This window comes from Pectobacterium atrosepticum, assembly GCF_000740965.1.
Classification (GTDB): domain Bacteria; phylum Pseudomonadota; class Gammaproteobacteria; order Enterobacterales; family Enterobacteriaceae; genus Pectobacterium; species Pectobacterium atrosepticum.
Genome location: NZ_CP009125.1, coordinates 4,460,684 through 4,482,821 on the forward strand (window position 1 = coordinate 4,460,684; position 22,138 = coordinate 4,482,821).

A 22,138-nucleotide genomic window follows, 5' to 3' on the forward strand; every position below is an offset into this window, starting at 1 on the left:
CTGTGACACGCTCCTCGCAAATGCATCTGAGAAATCAAACGAGCACACCACGCATGAATGCAACACACAATGAAGGAACGCTGCCAGCCGTCAATCATCAGACCGTGGAAGAAATCTGCAGCCTGATTGCAGCCAAGCGGCAACAATTCTGTACGTTGAGCGACGGGATCTGGGACACGCCAGAACTGAACTATGAAGAACATCGTTCAGCAGCACAGCACGAAGCCATCCTGAAGGCAGAAGGCTTCCGCCTGACGAAAGGCATCGCCGACATGCCAACCGCGCTACTGGGGGAATTCGGTGAAGGTCTGCCGATTGTCGCCATTCTGGGTGAATATGATGCGTTGCCGGGCCTGAGCCAGCAGGCAAATGTCGCAGAACCGAAGCCACTAGAAAATGGTGGCAATGGCCACGGCTGCGGGCACAACCTACTCGGCACCGCAGCGCTACAGGCAGCGACGGCAGTGAAAGATTATCTGCAAAAACACGCACTGGCCGGAACCGTACGTTTTTACGGCTGCCCTGCCGAAGAAGGCGGGTCGTCCAAAGGTTTTATGGTCAAGGAAGGCGTTTTTGATGACGTCGATATCGCTATCTGCTGGCATCCGGCGACCTTCACCGGCGTCAACAGCCCGGTATCTCTGGCCTGCAACGAACTGAATTTTTACTTCAAAGGCCGTGCCGCGCATGCTGCCAGCAGCCCACATTTAGGTCGCAGCGCGCTGGATGCCGTTGAATTAATGAATGTTGGCGTGAACTACATGCGCGAACACATGCCTTCCTCCGCGCGCGTTCACTACGCGATTACCGACAGCGGCGGTCAGGCACCAAACGTCGTACAGGCCAACGCGACCGTGCGTTACCTCGTACGAGCACGCCAGTTGCCAGAACTGCACCAGTTGGTCAAACGCGTGAAAAAAATTGCCGAAGGCGCGGCGCTGATGACAGAAACCGAAGTCAGCAGCGAAGTGATTAGCGGTGATGCCAATCTGCTGGCAAACCCACCGTTGGAAGCGCGTATGCACGAACATCTGCTGGCGCTCGGCCCGATAGCGTTCGATGATGAAGATCGCAAGGTCGCGGCAATGTTCCAGACGGCGCTAAGCGCCGAAGACATCGCCGAATCTTACGCACGTTTCGGCGTCAAACCTCAACCGGGTTTAACGCTACACGACGGAATTTATCCGCTGTATAGCCCGAATGAAGCCTTCATCGGTTCCACTGATGTAGGAACGGTCAGTTGGGTTGTGCCGACCGTGCAGATCCGCAGCGCCACCTACGCCATCGGTACACCAGCGCATTCGTGGCAGTTGGTTGCACAGGGGAAAACGGGTGCAGCGCATAAAGGCATGGAATATGCGGCAAAAGCTATGGCATCACTAGCCATCGATCTGCTGGCAACACCTGAACTGATTGCACAGGCAAAAGCCGACCATCAGGAAAGATTGCAGCACACACCGTTTGAGAACCCGATTCCAGACGACGTGTTCGCGCCTATCCCGCAGGGATAAGAAGCTGACTCGAAGGGATAAATAAACGTATCAGGAAACCGTCAGGAGAGAACCTCCTGACGGTGATTAAGACTTACGGGCGGGAAACAAAACCGACTGCGTCGTACACTTTCTTCAGCGTTTCCTGTGCGCGAGCGCTGGCTTTTTCAGCGCCTTCACGCATTATCTGTTGCAGGAAAGCCTCATCGTTGCGGAAACGGTGATAACGTTCTTGCAGCTCAGACAGCATGCCGGATACCGCATCTGCTACTGCACCTTTCAGGTGACCATACATCTGGCCATTAAACTCCTGCTCCAGCTCTGGGATGGTTTTTCCCGTCACGCCAGACAGAATATCTAACAGGTTCGATACCCCGGCTTTGTTCGCCACGTCATAGCGAACGACTGGCGGCTCATCAGAATCCGTCATAGCGCGTTTGATCTTCTTCACCACCGCTTTCGGATCTTCCAGCAGCCCGATAACGTTGTTGCGGTTATCGTCGGACTTGGACATCTTCTTGGTAGGTTCCAGCAGCGACATCACGCGCGCACCCGATTTCGGAATGAACGGCTCAGGCACTTTGAAAATATCGCCATAGAGGCTGTTGAAGCGCTGACCAACATCACGGCTCAATTCCAGATGCTGCTTCTGATCTTCACCCACCGGCACCTGATTCGTTTGATACAGCAAGATATCCGCCGCCATCAGCACCGGATAACTAAACAAACCAGCGTTGATGTTCTCTTCATAACGTGCAGATTTATCCTTGAACTGCGTCATGCGGCTTAGTTCGCCGAAATACGCGTAGCAGTTCAATATCCAGCTCAGTTGGCTATGTTCAGGCACGTGGGACTGAACAAAAATGGTGCTCTTTTTCGGATCGATGCCGCAGGCCAAATACAGTGCCAGCGTATCCAGCGTCGCTTTTCTCAGCGCCTGCGGATCCTGACGTACCGTGATGGCATGCAAATCCACGATGCAATAGATGCAGTCATAATCGTCCTGCATGTTGACCCACTGACGTAACGCCCCCATGTAGTTACCAATGGTCAATTCACCAGACGGCTGCGCACCGCTAAATACAATGGGCTTGCTCATACTAAGGGTTCCTGATTGTGTGAAGAAAAATGCCCGATCAGGGGCAAAATATCGGTAAAACGATCCAGAACGACATCCGGCTGACTCAGCTCGATCGCTTCACCATAGTTATAACCATACGTCATGCCAACACTGCGGCAACCCGCCGCCTGTGCCGCCTGAATATCATTGCGGGAATCGCCGACGAACAAAAGTTCGCTAGTGCGTAGCCCGAGTTTACCGAGTACCAGATAGAGTGGCGCGGGATGAGGCTTTTTCACAATGACGTCATCGCCACCGATGATCAGCGAAAAATAGTCGCCGATCCCTAATCCTGCCAGCAGCGGCGCAACAAACGGCGTGGGTTTATTAGTCACCACCGCCATCGGAACGCCTTGCTGTGCCAACTGCGCCAGCGTCTCTTTTACCTGCGGGAACAGCGTGCTGCCGCTATCCACCGTCTGCGCATAATAGCTGTCGAACCGCTCACGGGTTTCCTGCACGCGTGCGGCAGTCGGCTCAACGCCAGCCCAACGTAGCGCTCGTTCAACCATCACGTCCGCACCGTTACCAATCCAGGTTGAGACACGGGCTTCGCCCGCCGCAGGCAACGACTGTGCGACCAATGCCTGATCGATAGCCGCCGCCAGACCCGGTGCGCTGTGGATCAACGTACCGTCCAAATCAAAAGCCAACCCGCGAATCGCGGTTAATTCAGCCATGTTTCGTCCTTGAAATTTCATTACGCATTTGATCGATGACAGCTCGGTAATCTGGATGACCAAAAATAGCCGATCCCGCCACAAACATATCCGCGCCCGCTTCAGCAATCGCGCCAATATTCTCCACTTTGACGCCACCATCGACTTCCAGTCGAATGTCGTAACCGCTGTCGTCGATCAAGCGACGAACCTGACGCAGTTTATCCAACGTGCTGGGAATAAAGGACTGGCCGCCAAATCCAGGGTTAACCGACATCAGCAGAATGATGTCCAGCTTATCCATGACGTAATCGAGATAACTTAGCGGGGTCGCCGGGTTAAACACCAACCCGGCCTTGCAGCCGTGATCCTTGATCAGTTGCAGTGAACGATCGAGGTGATCCGTGGCTTCGGGATGAAAGGTAATGAAACTGGCCCCCGCGTTGGCGAAATCGGGGATGATACGATCAACGGGTTTCACCATCAGATGAACGTCAATCGGCGCGGTAATGCCGTAATCGCGCAGGGATTTCAGAACCAATGGGCCAATCGTCAAATTGGGCACATAGTGGTTATCCATGACATCAAAATGGACCACATCAGCTCCGGCAGCCAATACGTTAGCGGTATCTTCACCAAGACGGGCAAAATCAGCCGACAAAATGGACGGCGCAATTAAAAACGGTTTCATTCATTTCTCCAAACGGTAAAGTCTGAATGCCTGCGGGTAACCTATTCTCGACTAATGACGCCTCTCTGACGACATTAACCGATTCACTGCGCTCTGTTTACCCCACCTGTACACTAAATGGTATTACCGATATAGGGCGAGTAACTCGCTTACTTTACTACGTCCTAAAATATTACGACTAATCGTTCGGCGCGCTTTAACAACATACAGCACAGCCTCCTGATACCACTCACGGGTCAGCAACGTGTCATGATTGGAAATCAGCACGGGAATCTGGCTTTCCACCGACAAACGACGTGCCAATAGCGCCAAACTCTGCTGATCGGCACGGCTGAAATTATTGGTGTGATAGGCCGTAAAATTCGCGGTAGCAGACAGCGGCGCATAAGGTGGATCGCAATAAATAACCGACCCCTTCTCTGCTTTTTCCAGCGTGTCCTGATAATGCTCACAGATGAAAGTGGCATTTTGCGCTTTCAAGGCGAACCAGCGAATTTCTTCTTCAGGAAAATAGGGTTTTTTATAGCGCCCGAAAGGAACATTGAATTCACCGCGCATGTTGTAACGGCACAGGCCGTTATAGCAGTGGCGATTCAAATAGAGAAACAGCAGCGCGCGCCGATAGGCATCGCGACAAAGGTTAAATTCTTCACGCAGCAGATAGAACGTCTCAGAGGTGTTTACCTCATCCGTAAAAAGTTTACGGGCATCGGTAACAAACTCATCTGCATTCGATTTAACGATATTGTAGAGGTTAATTAGGTCGCTATTAATATCAGCCAGTATGTAGCGATCGTATTCCGTATTCAGAAATACGGAACCCGCGCCAACAAAGGGCTCAATAAGACAGTCTCCTGCGGGTAAATAGCGACGAATCTCTTCGACCAGCGGATATTTACCACCAGCCCATTTTAAAAAAGCGCGGTTCTTCTTCATGCCGTCGTTAGTTACTCATACGTTTCAGAGCCGCGGATTGTACTCTGTGTCAGACAGCACATCAGGGCTAAAATTGGTGTTACTTATTCAAGTCCTGCTTCACCTGGCGGATCGGCTTAACCCATGGTTTTTTCGCTTGTACTTCTGCGGGCAACGCAGCAATTGCCTGTTTCGCTTCCGCAGAAGAAGCATAGACTCCGGTCACTAACACATACCAGGATTTTCCGTCTCGTTTCGTTTCATACACCCACGAATGGGCGAGGTTATGTTGTTTCGCGTAGGCTTTCAGCGTGTCCGAGCGTGAAGCGCTGCTCAGTTGCAAAGTAAAGTGGCTGGCTGGCGCATTCTGTACGGAAACGTTCTGGCCGGCAGTCGCTGGACCAGCTTTTGCATTAGCTGCGGGCTTGCTTGCTACTGGCGATTTTGACGCATTGTTTGCAGCAGGCTTAGCGTTGCTAGCGTGTGCAGGCGCCGTATTATGTGTATTTTTAGCGGACGATGTCGCAGGCGTTTTCCCCGTTGGAGCAACCGTCGCAGGTGCCGTCGGCAGCGTCGAGTTTCCTGTCGCACCCTGAGAGAATTCGCTAACGCGCCCTTGCTGTTGCGACAACGCATCAGTGATATTACCCGGCAGCTCGATACGCTGCTGGCCTGTCACCGGCGGTTGAACCTGCGCATCCGTTGGTGTACCGGAAATCGGTGGGGCACTTAATGTTTGAGGCGACATCGGCGCTTGAGAAGACGTCTGCGCCGATGTTTGACCATGACTTGCATCGCCAGGAACCGCCGTAGGGCTCTCACCCAGCGAGGAAGGCTGCGCGCTTTGTGTCATGGGGGACGATGAAGAGAGATCGATATTGCGCTCTCCACCCGCTTGATTCTGCGTCTGTGACGTTTGTGGCTGAGAAGGTGCCTGCAAAGCAGATCCGATACCCACGATCAACAGCACCAGCACCACGATCCCGATGCCAATCATCAGGTGCTGTCTGGAAAGCGCGATTTTAGGTACCGCGAAGTTGCTGCTTTTTTGCTGACGAGTAGGTCGACGGTCACTGGTATCAGGCTTCAGCTCATCTTCCGGCTTGAACTCATCCATTTAACATCTCCCCACTAAAAAGCTCGAATCCGCCACGCGGTCGCCAAGGCGAATCATTGAATCGTAACGCATTGTATTTTATTAACCATAACCCATCAGGGCTTGTCTGTCGTTAATACTTCTGTTTCATAACCGGCTAGCATTACGTATCAGGCAAGACAATCTGCTATCGAGGCCAACACCATGTCATGCGCTACACCACCACGGACTTCTGACTGACCTATTGCCGTTGGCAGTACCAGACGTAACTCACCCGCGAGTACTTTCTTGTCACGCATCATGTGAGGAAGATAGGATTCAGGCGTCATTTGCGTCGGACCATTCACCGGCAGACCAGCACGAACCAGAAGAGACTTAACTCGCTCGACGTCCGAATCGGAGAACTGCCCGAGACGACGTGCCGTATGCGCAGCCATCACCATACCTGCCGCAACCGCTTCGCCATGAAGCCAGTTACCGTAGCCCATTTCAGCTTCAATGGCATGCCCGTAAGTATGGCCCAGATTGAGCAACGCACGCATGCCATTTTCACGTTCATCGGCTGCAACCACTGCCGCTTTGATTTCACAGCAGCGTCGAATGCAGTAAGCCAGCGCGTCATGCTGTAGCTCACGCACTGCCTCAATGTTTTCTTCGAGCCAAAGAAAGAAATCGCGATCCAGAATAATGCCGTACTTAATGACTTCCGCCAGCCCGGATGACAATTCCCGTGCCGGTAAAGATTTCAGACAGTCCAGATCGATCACAACCGATACGGGCTGGTAGAACGCCCCGATCATGTTTTTACCCAACGGGTGATTGACGGCGGTTTTACCGCCGACGGAAGAATCTACCTGCGATAACAGCGTTGTCGGCACCTGAAGGAATCGGACGCCACGCTGATAACTGGCTGCGGCAAAACCGGCTAGGTCGCCGATAACACCGCCACCCAAAGCAACAATCGTCGTATCACGACCATGCGGCTTCGCCAGCAACGCGGTAAAAACCTGATCCAAGACGGTCAACGATTTGTACTGCTCGCCATCAGGTAAAATAACCTGATCGACATGCACGCCATGGTTTTCCAACACACCACGAACACAGTCGAGATACAGAGGGGCCAACGTCTGGTTCGTCACCAGCATGGCCTGATCCCCCGCTTTCAACGGCATAAAAGAAGCCGGATCATCAAATAATCCTGCAGCTATCGTAATGGGGTAACTACGTTCCCCAAGTGTTACGGTAATTCTTTCCATGCTCGTTAAACAACCCGTTCAGGATCCGCTCAATGCGGATAAGGTATGCTCTTAGTTACTTTCCAGCATATTGATAATCTGGTTAGCAACGACCTTGGCACTTTGCTCGTCAGTCCGAATGGTAACATCAGCGATTTCTTCATAAAGCGGGTTCCGCTCTTTCGCCAACGCTTCCAATACTTCACGTGGAGGGGTTTCAACCTGAAGTAACGGACGTTTCTTGTCACGCTGCGTGCGGGCCAGTTGTTTCTCGATTGTCGTTTCCAAATAAACGACAACGCCGCGCGCTGAAAGACGATTGCGCGTCTCACGTGATTTGACTGAGCCACCGCCTGTCGCCAGTACGATGCCTTGCTTTTCCGTCAATTCATTAATGACTTTCTCTTCACGATCGCGGAAGCCTTCTTCGCCTTCCACATCGAATACCCAGCCCACATCAGCCCCAGTGCGTCGCTCAATTTCTTGATCGGAGTCGAAAAACTCCATATTGAGTTGCTGAGCTAATTGACGGCCAATAGTGCTTTTGCCGGCACCCATAGGCCCAACCAGAAAGATATTGCGTTTCTCTGCCATGTTTTTTGGTATTACTAAGACAATTCGTTAATGATAACCCGCCCCGCCAATCAACCCAGCGGCGGGACCTAAACTGAAACCTCATGAGCGATAGTGCGAGAATCAGACAAAAAATTATCTCAAGACTCAGGGTAGTTTGGCAACCGAATAAAATGTCACACCGACCACAGGTGGCCAATGTAGTATGTTTTATCGACATTTTCGGTGGAACAACACTTCAGTGCTCAATTCGCTAACCCTTGTAAGCTAAATCCGCCGCAGCGCCAAACGTGACAAAATATTGCCCCCTATGTGGGCCAAAAACACCCTATAACATCAGAGCTAGCCTGGGTTTGCTCATAATGATGCAGGGATCAGCGTCGGTGTAATGAAAATGACCAATTCTCGTCGCGTGTGCTGCTGAGTATGGTTTCTGAACAGATGACCAAATACGGGAATCTCACTCAATATTGGCACCTGTCTGTCGCTATTCTTTTTTTGTTGCTGGAAAATGCCGCCTAATACGATGGTTTCTCCATCAGCGACCGTCACCTGAGTTTGGATTTCCTGTTTATCGATCGCTAACGCTTCGCCATTATCACCTTGCTTAATCGTCTGCCCCGGCATGTTTTGACTAATTTTCAGGTTCAGCGTAATACGCCCAGCACGCAGAATATCAGGCGTGACTTCCATGCCTAATACCGCCTCTTTGAATTCGATAGACGTCGACCCGCTGGCACCGCTGGAGACCTGATACGGAATTTCCGTCCCTTGTTTAATGCTGGCGGTTTGCTGATGTGCGGTAAAAAGTCGAGGACTGGCGATAATTTCGACCTCACTTTCCTGCTCCAGCGCCATTAATTCCAGATCCAGTAAGCGACCGTTCAGCCGCGCCAGATGGAACCCGGCATTGATCGCTGGCGTATCCACCGGCAAGCCAACATTAAAATTATTCAGCCTGAGCGCTTTGTTCGCCGCGTCCCCCTCGCCCAACCCCCAGTTAACACCCAATGCCTGCAGGTGCTCACTGCTGATGGTGACAATATGCGCCGCCAGCTGTACCTGCGCTAACGGCAGATCGAGCTCTTTCGCCCACGGTTCAAGCTGTGACAGAGCCTCTTCCGTATCGCGAATCAATAAGGTATTCGTCCGTTTATCCACGGTTACGCTGCCACGCGTAGAAAGCAGCGTCCCACGTTGCGCCTGAACGCTGGCTGCAACCTCCGTGGCATCAGCGTACTGTAAGGCAACAGAAAGATTATGCAGCGGCAATTTCTGCGCCTGCTCCGCTATGCGCTCATCCCGTTCCTTCTGCAAAGACTCAAGATGATCAGCAGGGAAAACCAGCAGCACGTTACCGTTGCGCTCTACGCTAAGTTTCCCCATACGTAAAACAATATCCAGCGCTTGCTGCCAGGGAATATCTGCCAGTCTCAGGCTTAGATTCCCTGTCACACCCGGTGCGATCACCACATTGAGCTGCTGGTGATCGGCTAAGGCCTGTAACACGCGAGATATTGGTGAGTCCTCAAATGCCATCGATACCGAACTCTCCGCACTGGCCTGATACGGCACACTGAGAAGCAGCAACCAGCTCCACGCCACCACCCGGCATAACATCCTTATATTCATAACCTTCCTTGTTATTGAGATTCGTTGTTGTCAAAAAATCGTTGTCAAAAAACGGCTTTCAAAATATGTATCGCTAAGCAGGTTTCACCTATTCCGCTGGCTTATTGATAAATGGAGAAGCCAGCAACAGCTTATCTGGCAGGCCGTCACAACCTGCCTCTCGCGCCGTCGGAACCAGCTTGGCTCCTGATTTATCCAGTTGACTGACCAACCAGTTTCCTGGCGGGATCGTCTCGCCACTTGCCAGCCTGATCCACCCGACCTCTGGCTGCGCGAGCCAACCAATCCAACGCTCGCCAGAGCCAATCACGCCTTTTAGCTGCCACGGTGGCAATGTCGCCGAAGGCAAACAACGCGCAGCAGCCAAAGGATGAAAAGGGTCTATGCGTTCTGCGCGTTCTGCGAGCTTTTCTGCCTGCACGCTATGCGTTACGAAGAGCAGCATCAAAGCGGTACGAAACGTGATGTGACTCATGGCACCACCTCAGGCCTGATTAGCAAGAGTTCAACCTGTAACCGTGGTATTTCTGATGACGGCTCAGTTTGAGTGGCATCAGGCTTTACGGTCAGTTGCGCGATTCGCAGTACATAAGGCAGCCCCGTCAACTCGCGAAGCACCTGCAACACACCCGTGTAATCGGCGCTAAATGCCAACTGCCAACGGTCCTGATGAGGTTCACCTGCGTTATGCTGAGCCGGCTGCAAGGACAGCAGCGAAGCACCAGCCTGCGATAAAGGTTCGACGATAAGCTGTGCCAATCTGTCGGGCTGGAAGGGAACGGCTTGTGCAGTTTTCTCCGCTAATTGTTCACGTAGCAGCGACAACTGCGGCATCGCGTCTAGCTGTTGCTGCACCTCCTGTATATCCAGGCGTGCCTGAACGGTTTGCGCTTCTATGCCAATAGCAACTCTCCGTACTTCGCCGATGAGTAACCAACCTGATAGCAGTCCAGCAGTAGCAACCAACGCCAATTGAAGAGCGAGCTGCTGCCATAACGGTTTATTAATTAGCCTTGGCCAGTTCAGCATGACATCAATCACAATCGCTTGATTAATCATGAACTTGCCCCAGTGAGGAAGCGGTAGTGCCATGCCAGTCGACCTGAAAGGAAAAGCGCAGCCCGGTATTCACACCGCGCTCTCGGGACGTATGCAGCAGTTGTACACGTTCGACTGAAACATGACGCAATAATGTATGCTGTAACATAATGATATCGTGGTAATTTTCACTCACACCTGAAAGCAGCAGATGCGATCCGCGATCGGCTATTTCCGTCAACCACAGACGCGTGGGCATCATGCCGGCAAGCTGCTCTAATAAATGGAGGTTACGACGATTGTCATACAGGATTATTGCCTCGGTGCGTTCTTGCGCCTGATAGCGACGTAGTGTTTCCCGCGCCTGGTGGGTCTGCTGATACAACGTCGTCAGTTGCTGCTGCTGGGCCAGCGCCACATTGAGTACATCCTGCGCACGTTGCTGCCTGTGCTGCCAAAATAGATAAATCGCTGCGATAAGGCAGAACATCAACACCGTCTGGAGCCACAGCAGCCCTAACCAACGATGTGCCCGCTGATACATCTGAGTTTTACGCCAGGGTAAAAGATTAATCAGCAGCATAGTCAGACATCCTCTGGACGCAATGCCAGCCCACCCGCGATCGCAAAAGCCGAGGGGAAATTCGGTAGCGGCGGCTGCATGTGGTTAAACACCGTTAACGGCGACCACGGCTGTAGTACGTCTGTCAGTTGGCAGGGTAAATCGGGTGAGACGCTAGAGTAATAGGCTATGCTATCGACATCATGCTGATAGCGAGTGCTTACAAATGATAAGATATCGGCCTCGTCATTCAGCTCATCAAGGTGTATCACACCCGAGTGGAAAGCGTGGTTGAGCGGGGATACCCACAGCCAGCTATCCAACAGGCGATGCAGAAACAGACGGTTAGATTCAAGCCCTGCCCGCTGCGCCATCACTCGAAGCGCACACGTTGAAACCTCAAGAACATCAGGGTGCAATCCCGCGTGATTCAGGCATACCAGCCAATTATCAATCTCCTGTCGGCGCGCAGCCGTCACCAGCAACGAACCCTGCATCTGCGGGTCTTCCCGATAGTCTATAGCCAGTGACTCGCTGCCGATCGGCAGCTTACGAGCCGCTATAGTTTCAATATAGAGGCTACGCTCTGGCTCCTGTAAACGTTGGTCGGGCATCGATAAATGCTGTTGCAAAGTCAGTTGAGCAGGAAACCCCACCCGTAGCGAAATGTGCCTAGGCAGTAAACGACGCCATGTTCGTAAGGCCTCACAAAGCACCTCAGTATGGTGTAGACTACCCGAGCGCAACGTGTCATCTGGTAGCGGACATTGCCACCAGTGACGAAGCTGCCAGCCATAGCGGCGACGCTGAACCGCTAGCGCACGCATGAAGCCGTTTTGTATATCTAATCCAACCCGCCAGATGTGATAAGCCATGTTCAACCCGATTTCCTTATCCAATAAACATATCCACAGTGCTGGGTTATCTTTATACTAGCGCCCGATTGTTTATAAACTGTCCAAACGCTACTGAATGGAAAATCCCAGGTGAAGTTCGTAAAGTATCTATTCATCCTTGCAGTCTCTTGCATTCTGCTGGGAGCTGCCTCGATATATGGTTTGTACCGTTATATCGAACCCCAACTGCCCGATGTCGCCGCGCTGAAAGACGTTCGGCTGCAAACGCCTATGCAGGTCTACAGCGCCGATGGCGAGCTGATCGCTCAGTTTGGTGAAAAACGCCGTATCCCGCTCAAACTGGACCAAGTTCCACCTGAGTTGATACATGCCTTTATCGCGACCGAAGATAGCCGTTTCTATGATCACCACGGTGTCGATCCCGTCGGGATTATCCGCGCCGCGTCTATCGCGCTCACGTCTGGTCACGCCTCTCAAGGGGCGAGTACCATTACGCAACAGCTCGCCAGGAATTTCTTCCTGAGCCCGGAACGCACCCTGACTCGTAAGATTAAGGAAGTGTTTTTAGCTATCCGTATTGAGCAGTTGCTGACCAAGGATGAAATCCTTGAGCTTTATCTGAACAAGATTTACCTCGGCTATCGCGCCTATGGTGTTGGCGCGGCGGCACAGGTTTACTTTGGCCGCCCTGTTGACCAGTTAACGCTGAGCGAAATGGCGATGATCGCTGGTCTGCCAAAAGCTCCCTCGACGTTCAACCCGCTCTATTCCTACGATCGTGCCGTTGCCCGCCGCAACGTAGTACTTGCGCGTATGAAGGATGAAAACTACATCACGCAGTCGCAATACGATGCGGCACGTAACGAAAAGCTGGTCGCGAATTACCACGCCCCTGAAATTTCGTTCTCCGCGCCGTATGTTGCAGAAATGGCACGGCAGGAGATGGTCAAACGCTACGGCGAAGATGCTTATAACGACGGTTATAAGGTCCACACGACTGTCACCAAAAAATTGCAAACCGCCGCGCAGGATGCATTGCGTAATAACATCCTCGCCTATGACATGCGCCACGGTTACCGCGGCCCGAGCAAAGTGCTGTGGAAAGTGGGCGAAGGTGTATGGGATCAGGCGAAGATGATGGCTGCCCTGAAAGCGCTGCCAGTCTACGGTCCGCTTTATCCGGCCATCGTCACCAGCACAACGGCAGACAACGCGATTGCGATCCTGTCTGATGGCAGCAACATTGCCCTGCCGATGGCGGGCATGCGCTGGGCGCGCGCATACCGTTCTGATACGCAACAAGGGCCAATGCCGAAGCGCGTAACAGACGTTGTACAAGCAGGCCAACAGGTTTGGGTGCGCAAAGTGAACGATGACTGGTGGCTGGCACAAGTGCCGGACGTCAACTCGGCCATTGTCTCGCTCAATCCGAAAAATGGTGCCATAGAGGCGCTGGTTGGCGGCTTTGACTTTAACCAAAGCAAATTCAACCGCGCGACACAGGCACTGCGTCAGATTGGTTCCAACATCAAACCTTTCCTGTACACCGCGGCGATGGACAAAGGCTTAACACTGGCAACGATTCTGAACGACGTACCGATCACCCGTTGGGATGCTGGTGCAGGATCTGATTGGCGGCCGAAAAACTCCCCGGCAACCTATGACGGTCCGATCCGTTTGCGTCAGGGACTGGGTCAATCCAAAAACGTGGTGATGGTACGTGCCATGCGTGCGATGGGCGTCGATTATGCAGCGGAATACCTGCAACGCTTCGGTTTCCCGGCGCAGAATATCGTTCATACCGAATCGCTGGCGCTGGGTGCCGCCTCGTTCACGCCGCTACAGGTCGTACGTGGTTATGCCGTCATGGCAAACGGCGGCTATCTGGTCGATCCCTATCTGATTAGCAAGATAGAGAACGAAGTAAGTGGTACGGTCTTTACCGCGACGCCAAAAGTGGTCTGCGATACCTGTAATCTACCGCTGGTCTACGGTGATACGCCACGCTCACCAGTGTTGGCAACCACTAACGTTGAAGATGTTGCCACGTCAAACGAAGCACCGCCGCTAGGCCTGCCGCAGCCAGAGCTGGAGCCTGTTACACCAGAGGCCGCACAGCAAAGCGCAGCACAGCCTTATGCACCGCACGTGATCAACACGCCGCTGTCTTTCCTGATTAAAGATGCACTGAACAGTAACGTCTTTGGTGAACCAGGTTGGATGGGAACAGGCTGGCGTGCAGGTCGTGATTTGAAACGTCGTGACATCGGCGGTAAAACCGGTACAACGAACAGTTCTAAAGACGCCTGGTTCTCCGGCTATGGCCCGAATCTGGTGACTTCAGTCTGGATCGGCTTCGACGATCACCGCCGCGATCTCGGTGCTAGCAGTGCATCTGGCGCCATCAAAGATCAGATCTCCGGTTATGAAGGCGGTGCGAAATCGGCGCAGCCAGCGTGGGATGATTTCATGAAAGCCGCGCTGGATGGCGTGCCAGAGCAGCCGCTAACGCCGCCACCCGGCGTCGTCAGCGTGGTCATTGACCGTAGCAGCGGCAAGCTGTCCAACGGTGGCGGGAACAGCCGTTCCGAATACTTCATTGACGGTACCCAGCCGAAAGAATATGAAGTGCATGAAGTCGGCACCACGCTGATGGATAACGGACAAAGCGAAGAGCTATTTTAGCTAGCGTGCGATGACATCACGTATTACAAAGAAGGCGCCAAAACGGCGCCTTCTTCTTTTGACTATTCCGATGAACTAGAAATTAGCGGGGTGTGCGACGCAGCCAGTCGTGAACCAGAAACAGCGCACTGACATTACGTGCTTCACGGAAATCAGGCTCTTGCAGCAGCGACATCATGTTATCTACTGGCCAGCGGACTTGCGGCAGGGGCTCCGGCTCATCACCTTCTAGGCTCTGCGGGTACAGCCCGCGCGCTACAACAATATTCATCTGGCTGGAAAAATAGGAAGGCGCCATGGTTAACGTCGTTAGCAATTCCAGCTTTTCCGCGCCAAAACCGACCTCTTCCATCAGTTCGCGGTTAGCGGCTTCAAAGACCGTTTCACCGGGGTCGATCAGTCCTTTGGGAAACCCCAGTTCGTACTCTTCAATGCCGACGGCGTATTCGCGGATCAACAACAGTTCATCATCAATGATCGGGACGATCATCACCGCCTGCCGACCGCTTGAACGCATCCGCTCATAAACCCGGCGTACCCCATTGCTAAATTCAAGATCGACGGATTCCACGTTAAACAAGCGCGAGCGCGCTATCGTTTCCACCTTGAGGATTTTAGGTTTTTGCAGGTTATGACTCATTGATGCCCCCAGAGAGTTACGACCAGAACGGCATCTTAGTCCAACGCGCATGAAAGATTAATTTTACCGTAACCTGAATACGGCATGCTGTTGAATAAGAAGAGATCGTAAATATTCTTTTTTGATTCTGTTCACATTGTGCGTTAACAGTCACCTTCGCTGCAACTATCGTGACGATGAATTTACGTGTGAGCAACATGCAAGATACATCCTGTGCGAGAAACCGCCGCCAAAAGTCAATAACTTAAAAAAAATAGGATTATCCTCATTCAATAGACATTTTTTGCTTGTTACTATCGTCGCCTTATGCGATTAATTCTATTCACAATTACGTTATTAATCTAAGAAAACAATGCCATACGGGTTATCATCAATTGTATAATTTTGTTAAACTCCGGCGAGAACAAGGAGCATCGCGTTTTGGAATGGAGATGACATGAGCACAATATTTACCCTATTGGCGATATTGCTTGCCTGTCTGATCGTTATCGGAGGTCTTGTCGGCTACCGTATGCGACGCCGTTTCCTGTCCGCTCCCCCATTACCCGTTTCGCAATCGCTTCCCCGTCGGTTAACTGAAGATGAACGGATCGCCGTTGAACGTTATCTGGCTCAGGAAAACAGTCAGCAAACCACGCCGCTTGATACCCCCAATACACAACCAAAGCTGCCGCGTTCCCTGCAGAGTAATCGGGTTTATCCCATCACCCATACGATTACACGTTACGGCCTGAGCACCGATGTTCAGAATAAGTGGCGCTACTATATTGATACACAAGAAATCCATCTACCCCCTAGTTGGGAACAGTTCATTACCGAAAACAACACCGTCGAACTGATTAAGACACGCTCGATCCCGCTGGTTATTTCGCTGAACGGACACTCGCTAACCGAATGCATTGACGATCGCCCGCTGGCTCCGTTGCCAGCTGAAATCCCCGTGCCAAATGCCTCTATCCATCAGGAAGGCAGTGAACATGCGGAACTGGTCACCATTCGCAAAGAAACGCGTGAAGAGCACGCCATGCACCACTCCAGAGGGTTGAAAGAAACGGCCGTGCTCTGTCTGTCTTTTCTGCTCCTGTTCATCAGCCTGAATAGCCCTATCGCCCTGCTCCCCTGGCTGATCGGCACCGCATCATTGTTAGCAGGCTGGAGTCTGTGGCAGCTTTTCCGGTCACCATCGGCCCAGGAACTACGGGATGTACATTGCCTCCACGGCACGCCGCAAGGTTTGGGGCTGTTTGGCGAATCCAATCAGGGGCCGCTCGGCAATATCTCGCTCGGCAACATCGATCTGATTTACCCGCCCCACTGGCAACCCTATATCACGCAGGATCTGGGGCTAAAAACGGACGTAGATATCTATCTCAACCGTCAGGTGATCCGTCAGGGAGAACACCTTTCACTGCATGATGAAGTGAAAAATTTCCCGCTACAGCGCTGGGGCAGGAATCTGCTTCTGGCCGCGGGTTCGCTGCTCAGCCTGATTTTGTTAGTCACTAACGTGCAGCTTGAACTGCCGTTAAAACTCAGCTTAGCCTGGCTTCAAGGCGCACAGCGAATTGAGGTGACGCAGGTCAGCGATCTGGAAAAAGCCCAGCTCCGCATTGGTGACACGCTAGCGGTTCGCAGTAGTGGTATGTGCTATGTGCCCGCAGGGATTCATCCCGTCTCAGCACCGTCGTCCTATGCGTTCAGCCCTTTTGACTGCTCCGCCATTTACTGGAACAAAGCCGCGCCGTTGCCATTACCGGAATCTGAGACCATTGAAAAAGCCTCCGCTTTGCTTAAATCAGTCAACAGTCAGCTCCATCCGCAGGCGGACAAAGAAGGTCAGGTCAATTCTCAATTAGCGTCCACGATCCAGAAATCAGGGCTGATTTTGATGAAGAACTTCGCTGAAGTCGTTCTGAGAACGCAAGATTTGTGTAAACAGGAAAACGATTGCTCCCGCCTAAAAAATGCGCTGGTGAATCTGAGCGACGTCAAAAACTGGAGTACGCTGGTAAAAGATGCCGATTCCGGCAAACTAAAAGGCATGAATGTCGTGCTGCCTGCCGTCAGCGCAGAAACGCTGGAGTCATTGGTCAACAGTTCCACCGATCAATTCTTCTATCAGGAAATCAATAACGCGGCAGAGTCACTGAACAGCCCACCGCCCGGCGGGTTCCTGATTCGCAGCGACGAAGGTCGGCAGTTCGTTAACCATCCGCTCCCGCCGATACCGCTCAATGAATATCGTCCATCGGATCAGTGGCAGGAGCTCCAGCGGCTTTCAGCCATGCTGTTGCATACGCCGTTTAATGCTGCGGGCGTCATCACTCAGCTCAATACCGATGCTAACGGAACGCAGCACATCAGCCTGCACAGCGAACCCGATGTCATTACCGTCTGGCGCTACCTCGGCAGTTGCCTGCTGCTGCTGCTCTTTTCCGCGACGTTTATCATTAATGCGGTTCTGACTGGCATTAAAATGCGTAAAAGCCAGAAACGGGTTACCGACATTCAGCGTTATTACGCCTCACGTTTCAACATGATGACGAATTCGCTCCCGGATAATCGCCCTCTGCTTCCCCGCTAACGGCATCGTGCCCTCTCTGCGGTTATGCTAACCTAGCTGAATCGGTTTCTCGTCACTATTGCCACTATTGCATTACGCGTCTCCTGCTTCATCACCCTCTATGGCACGACGCGACATCTGGAGTCGTTATGAATCCCCACGTTAACTGGCACGACATCGATACCGTGATACTGGATATGGATGGCACGCTGCTCGATCTGGCGTTTGACAGCTATTTCTGGCTTCAACTGGTGCCGCAGTCGCTCAGTGAAAAACGCCATATTAGCCTTGAGCAGGCACATCAGCTTATCAAGCATGAGTATAAGGCCGTTCAACACACGCTAAATTGGTATTGCTTCGATTACTGGTCAGAACGTCTCGATCTGGATATCTATCAAATGACGACAGATATCGGCACGCGAGCCCGATTGCGCGATGACACTACGCCGTTTTTAGCGGCGCTGCGCGAGTACGGCAAGGAGACAATTCTGCTAACCAATGCCCATCCACACAGTCTGGCGGTGAAAATCGAGCACACGGGGCTGGATCAGCACCTTGATTTATTGCTTTCCACCCATACTTATGGGTATCCGAAAGAGAATCAGCGTCTGTGGCAGGCGGTACAGCAGCAAACAGGCTTCAACCCCGCCAGAACGCTCTTCGTGGATGACAGCGAGCCAATTCTGGATGCTGCGAAAACGTTCGGTATCCATTACTGTCTGGGCGTGCGTAATCCAGATTCCGGCCAACAGGAAAAGGCATTCCTGCAACATCCGTCAATGAACGACTATCTTGCATTGCTACCAGCCCTGCGTCACTCCGTTAACGTAGGGTAATGCAGGTGGCCTGAGGGGGAAACACGGTGATGAGATTCCCGCAGGGATGCCTCGCGCCGTGGTCGCCCCCAGTAACGCGATCCTTAAACGATTGGCATAGGGTAATCAGGGGGATTTATGGCGAAAGTTACCGAGCAGGCTGACGACGCCGTTCGTCTGGACAAATGGCTCTGGGCCGCCCGTTTCTATAAAACCCGAGCGATGGCCCGCGAGATGATCGACGGCGGCAAAGTGCACTATAACGGGCAACGCGGTAAACCGAGCAAACAGGTCGAACTGAATGCCGAGATTAAACTGCGTCAGGGAAATGACGAACGCACGGTGATCATTGTGGCTGTCAGCGGCCAGCGTAGAAGTGCGACAGAGGCGCAGGCGCTGTATCAGGAAACGGCTGCAAGCATTGAGAAACGAGAAAAGGTGGCGCAGGCGCGGAAAATGAATGCGCTGACGATGCCACACCCCGATCGCCGCCCAGATAAAAAAGAGCGACGCGATCTGATTAAATTTAAATACAGCGATCAAGACTAACGCGCTGCGCTTAAGAGAAGCTCCGGCGATCGCTGCACAACTCATCGCCGCACCACTCATTGCGCACTACAACGAGAAAATATTATGGCTCACGACCAACTACATCGTTATCTGTTTGAAAATTATGCCGTCCGTGGCGAATTGGTGACAGTTAACGAAACGTATCAACGTATTTTGACCAACCACGACTATCCGGCTGCGGTACAAACACTGCTGGGCGAAATGCTGGTTGCCACCAGTCTACTGACGGCAACGCTGAAATTCAGCGGCGATATTACCGTTCAACTTCAGGGTGATGGCCCGCTGAAGCTGGCAGTCATCAACGGCAACCACCTGCAGCAGATGCGCGGCGTTGCCCGTCTGCAAGGCGATATCGCACCGGGGAGTTCGCTGAAAGAAATGGTCGGCAATGGCTATCTGGTCATTACGATTACGCCGACCGACGGCGAACGTTATCAAGGCGTCGTTGGCTTAGAAGGTGAAACCGTTGCTGAATGTCTGGAAAGCTATTTCCAGCAATCCGAACAGTTGCCTACGCGGCTGTTTATCCGTACCGGACAGCACGAAGGCAATCCGGTCGCCGCTGGCATGCTGCTACAGGTACTGCCTGCGCAGGATGCCGAGCGTAACGATTTTGATCATCTGGCCCAGCTCACCGCGACGGTCAAAGCTGAGGAGTTGTTTACCCTGCCAGCCAACGAGGTGCTGTACCGCCTTTACCATCAGGAAGAGGTAACCGTGTATGAGCCGCAGGATGTCGAGTTCCAGTGTCACTGTTCGCGCGATCGCTGCGCTAATGCATTAATGACGCTGTCCGATCAGGAAATCAATGAGATGATCGAGCAGGACGGTGAAATCGATATGCACTGTGATTATTGTGGCACACACTACCTGTTTAACTCACTGGACATCCGTGCGATTCGGCACGATTCATCAGGAAACCTGTTGCATTAATCTTTTTAACGGGTACGGATGTACCCGTTTTATTTTGCTTATTCTCCCGCCTGCAAACCACCGTGGTTATTTTTCAAACACCATGAATAAGCAAAGTTATTAATGAATTTATTTAATTTTATGATTGCTATCGCGGTTAAAATAAGCTCACTCCCTACAATGTTTAGTAGTACGACTATAACTTGAGGAGTAGCAACATGCAGATCAACGGTATTACCCCGCAAGCCCTAGCTGCTTATGGAATCCATGATGTCCGCGATATTGTCTACAATCCCAGCTATGAACTGCTTTTTAAAGAAGAACGTTCCCCTACCCTACAAGGCTATGAACGCGGCATCGAAACCCAACTGGGTGCAGTAGCCGTCGATACTGGCATCTTTACCGGCCGTTCCCCGAAAGACAAATACATCGTGCGCGATGACGTTACCCGCGACACCGTGTGGTGGTCCGATCAAGGCAAAGGTAAGAATGATAACCACCCATTGAGTCAGGAAACCTGGACGCACCTGAAAGAACTCGTCACCACGCAACTGTCCGGCAAGCGGTTGTTCATCATCGATGCTTTCTGTGGCGCCAATCCAGACAGCCGCCTCAGCGTGCGTTTCGTGACGGAAGTAGCCTGGCAGGCGCATTTCGTCAAAAACATGTTTATCCGTCCGAGCGATGAAGAACTGGAAGGTTTTGAACCGGATTTCATCGTGATGAACGGTGCAAAATGCACTAATCCGAACTGGCAGGAACAGGGGCTAAACTCTGAGAACTTTGTCGCGTTCAACCTGACGGAACGCATCCAGCTGATTGGCGGCACCTGGTACGGTGGCGAAATGAAGAAAGGGATGTTCTCCATCATGAACTACCTGCTGCCGTTAAAAGGCATCGCCTCGATGCACTGCTCGGCAAACGTCGGCGAAAAAGGCGATGTGGCGGTCTTCTTCGGCCTGTCCGGTACGGGTAAAACCACGCTCTCTACCGATCCGAAACGCCAATTGATTGGCGATGACGAACACGGCTGGGACGACGATGGCGTCTTCAACTTTGAAGGCGGCTGCTACGCCAAAACCATCAAGCTGTCCAAAGAAGCAGAGCCGGATATCTTCGGTGCCATCAAACGCGATGCGCTGCTGGAAAACGTCACCGTGCTGGCAGACGGCGCAGTGGACTTCAACGACGGTTCCAAAACGGAGAATACCCGCGTCTCTTACCCGATCTACCATATCCACAATATTGTTAAACCGGTCTCCAAAGCAGGTCACGCGACCAAAGTGATCTTCCTGACGGCGGACGCGTTCGGCGTGTTGCCACCTGTTTCTCGCCTGACATCCGATCAGACGCAGTATCACTTCCTGTCCGGCTTTACCGCCAAACTGGCGGGAACTGAGCGCGGCGTGACGGAGCCGACACCAACCTTCTCCGCCTGCTTTGGCGCGGCATTCCTAATGCTGCACCCAACGCAGTACGCTGAAGTGCTGGTGAAACGAATGAAAGCATCAGGCGCGCAGGCCTATCTGGTGAATACCGGCTGGAACGGCAGCGGCAAACGTATCTCAATCAAGGATACGCGAGGGATTATTGACGCCATTCTGAATGGCAGCATTGATGATGCAGAAATGCAGACACTGCCGGTCTTCGATTTGGCGATCCCGACCTCGCTGCCCGGCGTCAATCCTGACATTCTCGATCCACGTGATACCTACGCGAGCATCGAACAGTGGCAGGAAAAAGCGGACGATCTGGCCCAACGCTTTATCACCAACTTCGATAAATACACCGATGCACCAGCAGGTGCCGCGCTGGTGAAAGCAGGACCGAAGCGGTAAACCGCTCGCCAGCAAATGTATGTAAAAAAGGCGCGGATTCCGCGCCTTTTTCGTATTGCTACAAGGGTTGTCGAGCGGTAGTAACGGATAGATCGTAAAGACGCTGTAAACACATCCCTGTGCGCTCGGCTTGCGCCATCCCTGGCGCAAACGCTTTACTCTTCTATTCCGTTACTCCCGTTTTCATTCAGCAAATAAGTTGTCAACGATCTGAACCCGCACCTTCTTTATTAATACCGGAACAGAT

Annotated in this window: 20 protein-coding genes; 7 read left to right on the forward strand and 13 right to left on the reverse strand. The window is 52.4% G+C overall.

The window, feature by feature from the left end; genetic code table 11:
- The first annotated feature begins 53 nt into the window (after nt 1-53).
- Entirely contained in the window at nt 54-1,511 is a 1,458-nt protein-coding gene (locus tag GZ59_RS19885; protein WP_039294026.1) for a M20 family metallopeptidase, read from the forward strand.
- Nucleotides 1,512-1,584: 73 nt separating this feature from the next.
- Here GZ59_RS19885 and trpS read toward each other — a convergent pair whose 3' ends face one another.
- The 12 genes from trpS to pilM all read right to left on the reverse strand — a co-directional run bounded on the left by trpS (nt 1,585) and on the right by pilM (nt 11,886).
- The gene (gene trpS / locus GZ59_RS19890) at nt 1,585-2,589 is read right to left on the reverse strand and encodes a tryptophan--tRNA ligase (protein ID WP_039294029.1); all 1,005 of its coding nucleotides are present in this window, start codon (nt 2,587-2,589) and stop codon (nt 1,585-1,587) included.
- Entirely contained in the window at nt 2,586-3,290 is a 705-nt protein-coding gene (locus GZ59_RS19895) for a phosphoglycolate phosphatase (RefSeq protein ID WP_039294033.1), read from the reverse strand. Before GZ59_RS19895 ends, trpS begins: the two co-directional genes overlap by 4 nt.
- Entirely contained in the window at nt 3,283-3,960 is a 678-nt protein-coding gene (gene rpe / locus GZ59_RS19900; RefSeq protein WP_039294036.1) for a ribulose-phosphate 3-epimerase, read from the reverse strand. Before rpe ends, GZ59_RS19895 begins: the two co-directional genes overlap by 8 nt.
- A gap of 123 nt (nt 3,961-4,083) precedes the next feature.
- A complete protein-coding gene (gene dam, locus GZ59_RS19905; RefSeq protein WP_011095564.1) occupies nt 4,084-4,896 on the reverse strand; it encodes an adenine-specific DNA-methyltransferase in 813 nt (270 codons plus the stop codon).
- Between the two features lie 79 nt (nt 4,897-4,975).
- Nucleotides 4,976-5,992: an SPOR domain-containing protein gene (locus GZ59_RS19910; protein ID WP_039294039.1), complete on the reverse strand. Its 1,017-nt coding sequence runs from the start codon at nt 5,990-5,992 to the stop codon at nt 4,976-4,978.
- Nucleotides 5,993-6,141: 149 nt separating this feature from the next.
- Nucleotides 6,142-7,227, reverse strand: a complete 1,086-nt coding sequence (gene aroB / locus GZ59_RS19915; RefSeq protein WP_039294044.1) for a 3-dehydroquinate synthase — start codon at nt 7,225-7,227, stop codon at nt 6,142-6,144.
- 51 nt (nt 7,228-7,278) lie between these two features.
- Nucleotides 7,279-7,800: a shikimate kinase AroK gene (gene aroK, locus GZ59_RS19920; protein ID WP_005969451.1), complete on the reverse strand. Its 522-nt coding sequence runs from the start codon at nt 7,798-7,800 to the stop codon at nt 7,279-7,281.
- Nucleotides 7,801-8,136: 336 nt separating this feature from the next.
- A complete protein-coding gene (hofQ, locus tag GZ59_RS19925) occupies nt 8,137-9,411 on the reverse strand; it encodes a DNA uptake porin HofQ (RefSeq protein ID WP_080641330.1) in 1,275 nt (424 codons plus the stop codon).
- Nucleotides 9,412-9,499: 88 nt separating this feature from the next.
- Nucleotides 9,500-9,886 carry a HofP DNA utilization family protein gene (locus GZ59_RS19930; protein ID WP_039294049.1) on the reverse strand — a complete coding sequence of 129 codons (387 nt, stop codon included), beginning with the start codon at nt 9,884-9,886 and terminating at the stop codon, nt 9,500-9,502.
- Nucleotides 9,883-10,470 carry a hypothetical protein gene (locus GZ59_RS19935; protein WP_039294052.1) on the reverse strand — a complete coding sequence of 196 codons (588 nt, stop codon included), beginning with the start codon at nt 10,468-10,470 and terminating at the stop codon, nt 9,883-9,885. Before GZ59_RS19935 ends, GZ59_RS19930 begins: the two co-directional genes overlap by 4 nt.
- Nucleotides 10,463-11,032 carry a PilN domain-containing protein gene (locus tag GZ59_RS19940; RefSeq protein ID WP_039294055.1) on the reverse strand — a complete coding sequence of 190 codons (570 nt, stop codon included), beginning with the start codon at nt 11,030-11,032 and terminating at the stop codon, nt 10,463-10,465. Before GZ59_RS19940 ends, GZ59_RS19935 begins: the two co-directional genes overlap by 8 nt.
- A 2-nt stretch (nt 11,033-11,034) precedes the next feature.
- A complete protein-coding gene (gene pilM / locus GZ59_RS19945) occupies nt 11,035-11,886 on the reverse strand; it encodes a type IV pilus biogenesis protein PilM (protein WP_039294059.1) in 852 nt (283 codons plus the stop codon).
- Between the two features lie 111 nt (nt 11,887-11,997).
- Between pilM and mrcA the strand changes: the two genes are divergently transcribed.
- Nucleotides 11,998-14,553, forward strand: coding sequence for a peptidoglycan glycosyltransferase/peptidoglycan DD-transpeptidase MrcA (mrcA, locus tag GZ59_RS19950; RefSeq protein WP_039294062.1), 2,556 nt, complete (start codon nt 11,998-12,000; stop codon nt 14,551-14,553).
- A gap of 82 nt (nt 14,554-14,635) precedes the next feature.
- Here mrcA and nudE read toward each other — a convergent pair whose 3' ends face one another.
- Nucleotides 14,636-15,193, reverse strand: coding sequence for an ADP compounds hydrolase NudE (nudE, locus tag GZ59_RS19955; RefSeq protein ID WP_011095573.1), 558 nt, complete (start codon nt 15,191-15,193; stop codon nt 14,636-14,638).
- 436 nt (nt 15,194-15,629) lie between these two features.
- Between nudE and GZ59_RS19960 the strand changes: the two genes are divergently transcribed.
- From GZ59_RS19960 to pckA, 5 genes are all read left to right on the forward strand, one after another.
- Nucleotides 15,630-17,777 (forward strand): intracellular growth attenuator family protein, encoded by a 2,148-nt coding sequence (locus GZ59_RS19960; RefSeq protein WP_011095575.1) that lies wholly within the window; start codon nt 15,630-15,632, stop codon nt 17,775-17,777.
- Nucleotides 17,778-17,905: 128 nt separating this feature from the next.
- The gene (gene yrfG / locus GZ59_RS19965; protein ID WP_011095576.1) at nt 17,906-18,592 is read left to right on the forward strand and encodes a GMP/IMP nucleotidase; all 687 of its coding nucleotides are present in this window, start codon (nt 17,906-17,908) and stop codon (nt 18,590-18,592) included.
- A gap of 117 nt (nt 18,593-18,709) precedes the next feature.
- Nucleotides 18,710-19,120, forward strand: a complete 411-nt coding sequence (gene hslR / locus GZ59_RS19970; protein ID WP_011095577.1) for a ribosome-associated heat shock protein Hsp15 — start codon at nt 18,710-18,712, stop codon at nt 19,118-19,120.
- 84 nt (nt 19,121-19,204) lie between these two features.
- Nucleotides 19,205-20,074: an Hsp33 family molecular chaperone HslO gene (gene hslO, locus GZ59_RS19975; protein ID WP_011095578.1), complete on the forward strand. Its 870-nt coding sequence runs from the start codon at nt 19,205-19,207 to the stop codon at nt 20,072-20,074.
- A 197-nt stretch (nt 20,075-20,271) separates the two neighbouring features.
- Nucleotides 20,272-21,891, forward strand: coding sequence for a phosphoenolpyruvate carboxykinase (ATP) (pckA, locus tag GZ59_RS19980; protein WP_039294067.1), 1,620 nt, complete (start codon nt 20,272-20,274; stop codon nt 21,889-21,891).
- The last annotated feature ends 247 nt before the right edge of the window (nt 21,892-22,138 follow it).

What these genes read in the sequence shown, in the direction of transcription:
- GZ59_RS19940 (WP_039294055.1), bottom strand. Translation starts at nt 11,032, where the DNA reads ATGCTGCTGATTAATCTTTTACCCTGGCGTAAAACTCAGATGTATCAG.
- pckA (WP_039294067.1), top strand. Translation starts at nt 20,272, where the DNA reads ATGCAGATCAACGGTATTACCCCGCAAGCCCTAGCTGCTTATGGAATC.
- nudE (WP_011095573.1), bottom strand. Translation starts at nt 15,193, where the DNA reads ATGAGTCATAACCTGCAAAAACCTAAAATCCTCAAGGTGGAAACGATA.
- GZ59_RS19935 (WP_039294052.1), bottom strand. Translation starts at nt 10,470, where the DNA reads ATGATTAATCAAGCGATTGTGATTGATGTCATGCTGAACTGGCCAAGG.
- yrfG (WP_011095576.1), top strand. Translation starts at nt 17,906, where the DNA reads ATGAATCCCCACGTTAACTGGCACGACATCGATACCGTGATACTGGAT.
- GZ59_RS19930 (WP_039294049.1), bottom strand. Translation starts at nt 9,886, where the DNA reads ATGAGTCACATCACGTTTCGTACCGCTTTGATGCTGCTCTTCGTAACG.
- GZ59_RS19885 (WP_039294026.1), top strand. Translation starts at nt 54, where the DNA reads ATGAATGCAACACACAATGAAGGAACGCTGCCAGCCGTCAATCATCAG.
- dam (WP_011095564.1), bottom strand. Translation starts at nt 4,896, where the DNA reads ATGAAGAAGAACCGCGCTTTTTTAAAATGGGCTGGTGGTAAATATCCG.
- aroB (WP_039294044.1), bottom strand. Translation starts at nt 7,227, where the DNA reads ATGGAAAGAATTACCGTAACACTTGGGGAACGTAGTTACCCCATTACG.
- aroK (WP_005969451.1), bottom strand. Translation starts at nt 7,800, where the DNA reads ATGGCAGAGAAACGCAATATCTTTCTGGTTGGGCCTATGGGTGCCGGC.
- hslO (WP_011095578.1), top strand. Translation starts at nt 19,205, where the DNA reads ATGGCTCACGACCAACTACATCGTTATCTGTTTGAAAATTATGCCGTC.
- GZ59_RS19895 (WP_039294033.1), bottom strand. Translation starts at nt 3,290, where the DNA reads ATGGCTGAATTAACCGCGATTCGCGGGTTGGCTTTTGATTTGGACGGT.
- rpe (WP_039294036.1), bottom strand. Translation starts at nt 3,960, where the DNA reads ATGAAACCGTTTTTAATTGCGCCGTCCATTTTGTCGGCTGATTTTGCC.
- pilM (WP_039294059.1), bottom strand. Translation starts at nt 11,886, where the DNA reads ATGGCTTATCACATCTGGCGGGTTGGATTAGATATACAAAACGGCTTC.
- GZ59_RS19910 (WP_039294039.1), bottom strand. Translation starts at nt 5,992, where the DNA reads ATGGATGAGTTCAAGCCGGAAGATGAGCTGAAGCCTGATACCAGTGAC.
- hofQ (WP_080641330.1), bottom strand. Translation starts at nt 9,411, where the DNA reads ATGAATATAAGGATGTTATGCCGGGTGGTGGCGTGGAGCTGGTTGCTG.
- hslR (WP_011095577.1), top strand. Translation starts at nt 18,710, where the DNA reads ATGGCGAAAGTTACCGAGCAGGCTGACGACGCCGTTCGTCTGGACAAA.
- trpS (WP_039294029.1), bottom strand. Translation starts at nt 2,589, where the DNA reads ATGAGCAAGCCCATTGTATTTAGCGGTGCGCAGCCGTCTGGTGAATTG.
- GZ59_RS19960 (WP_011095575.1), top strand. Translation starts at nt 15,630, where the DNA reads ATGAGCACAATATTTACCCTATTGGCGATATTGCTTGCCTGTCTGATC.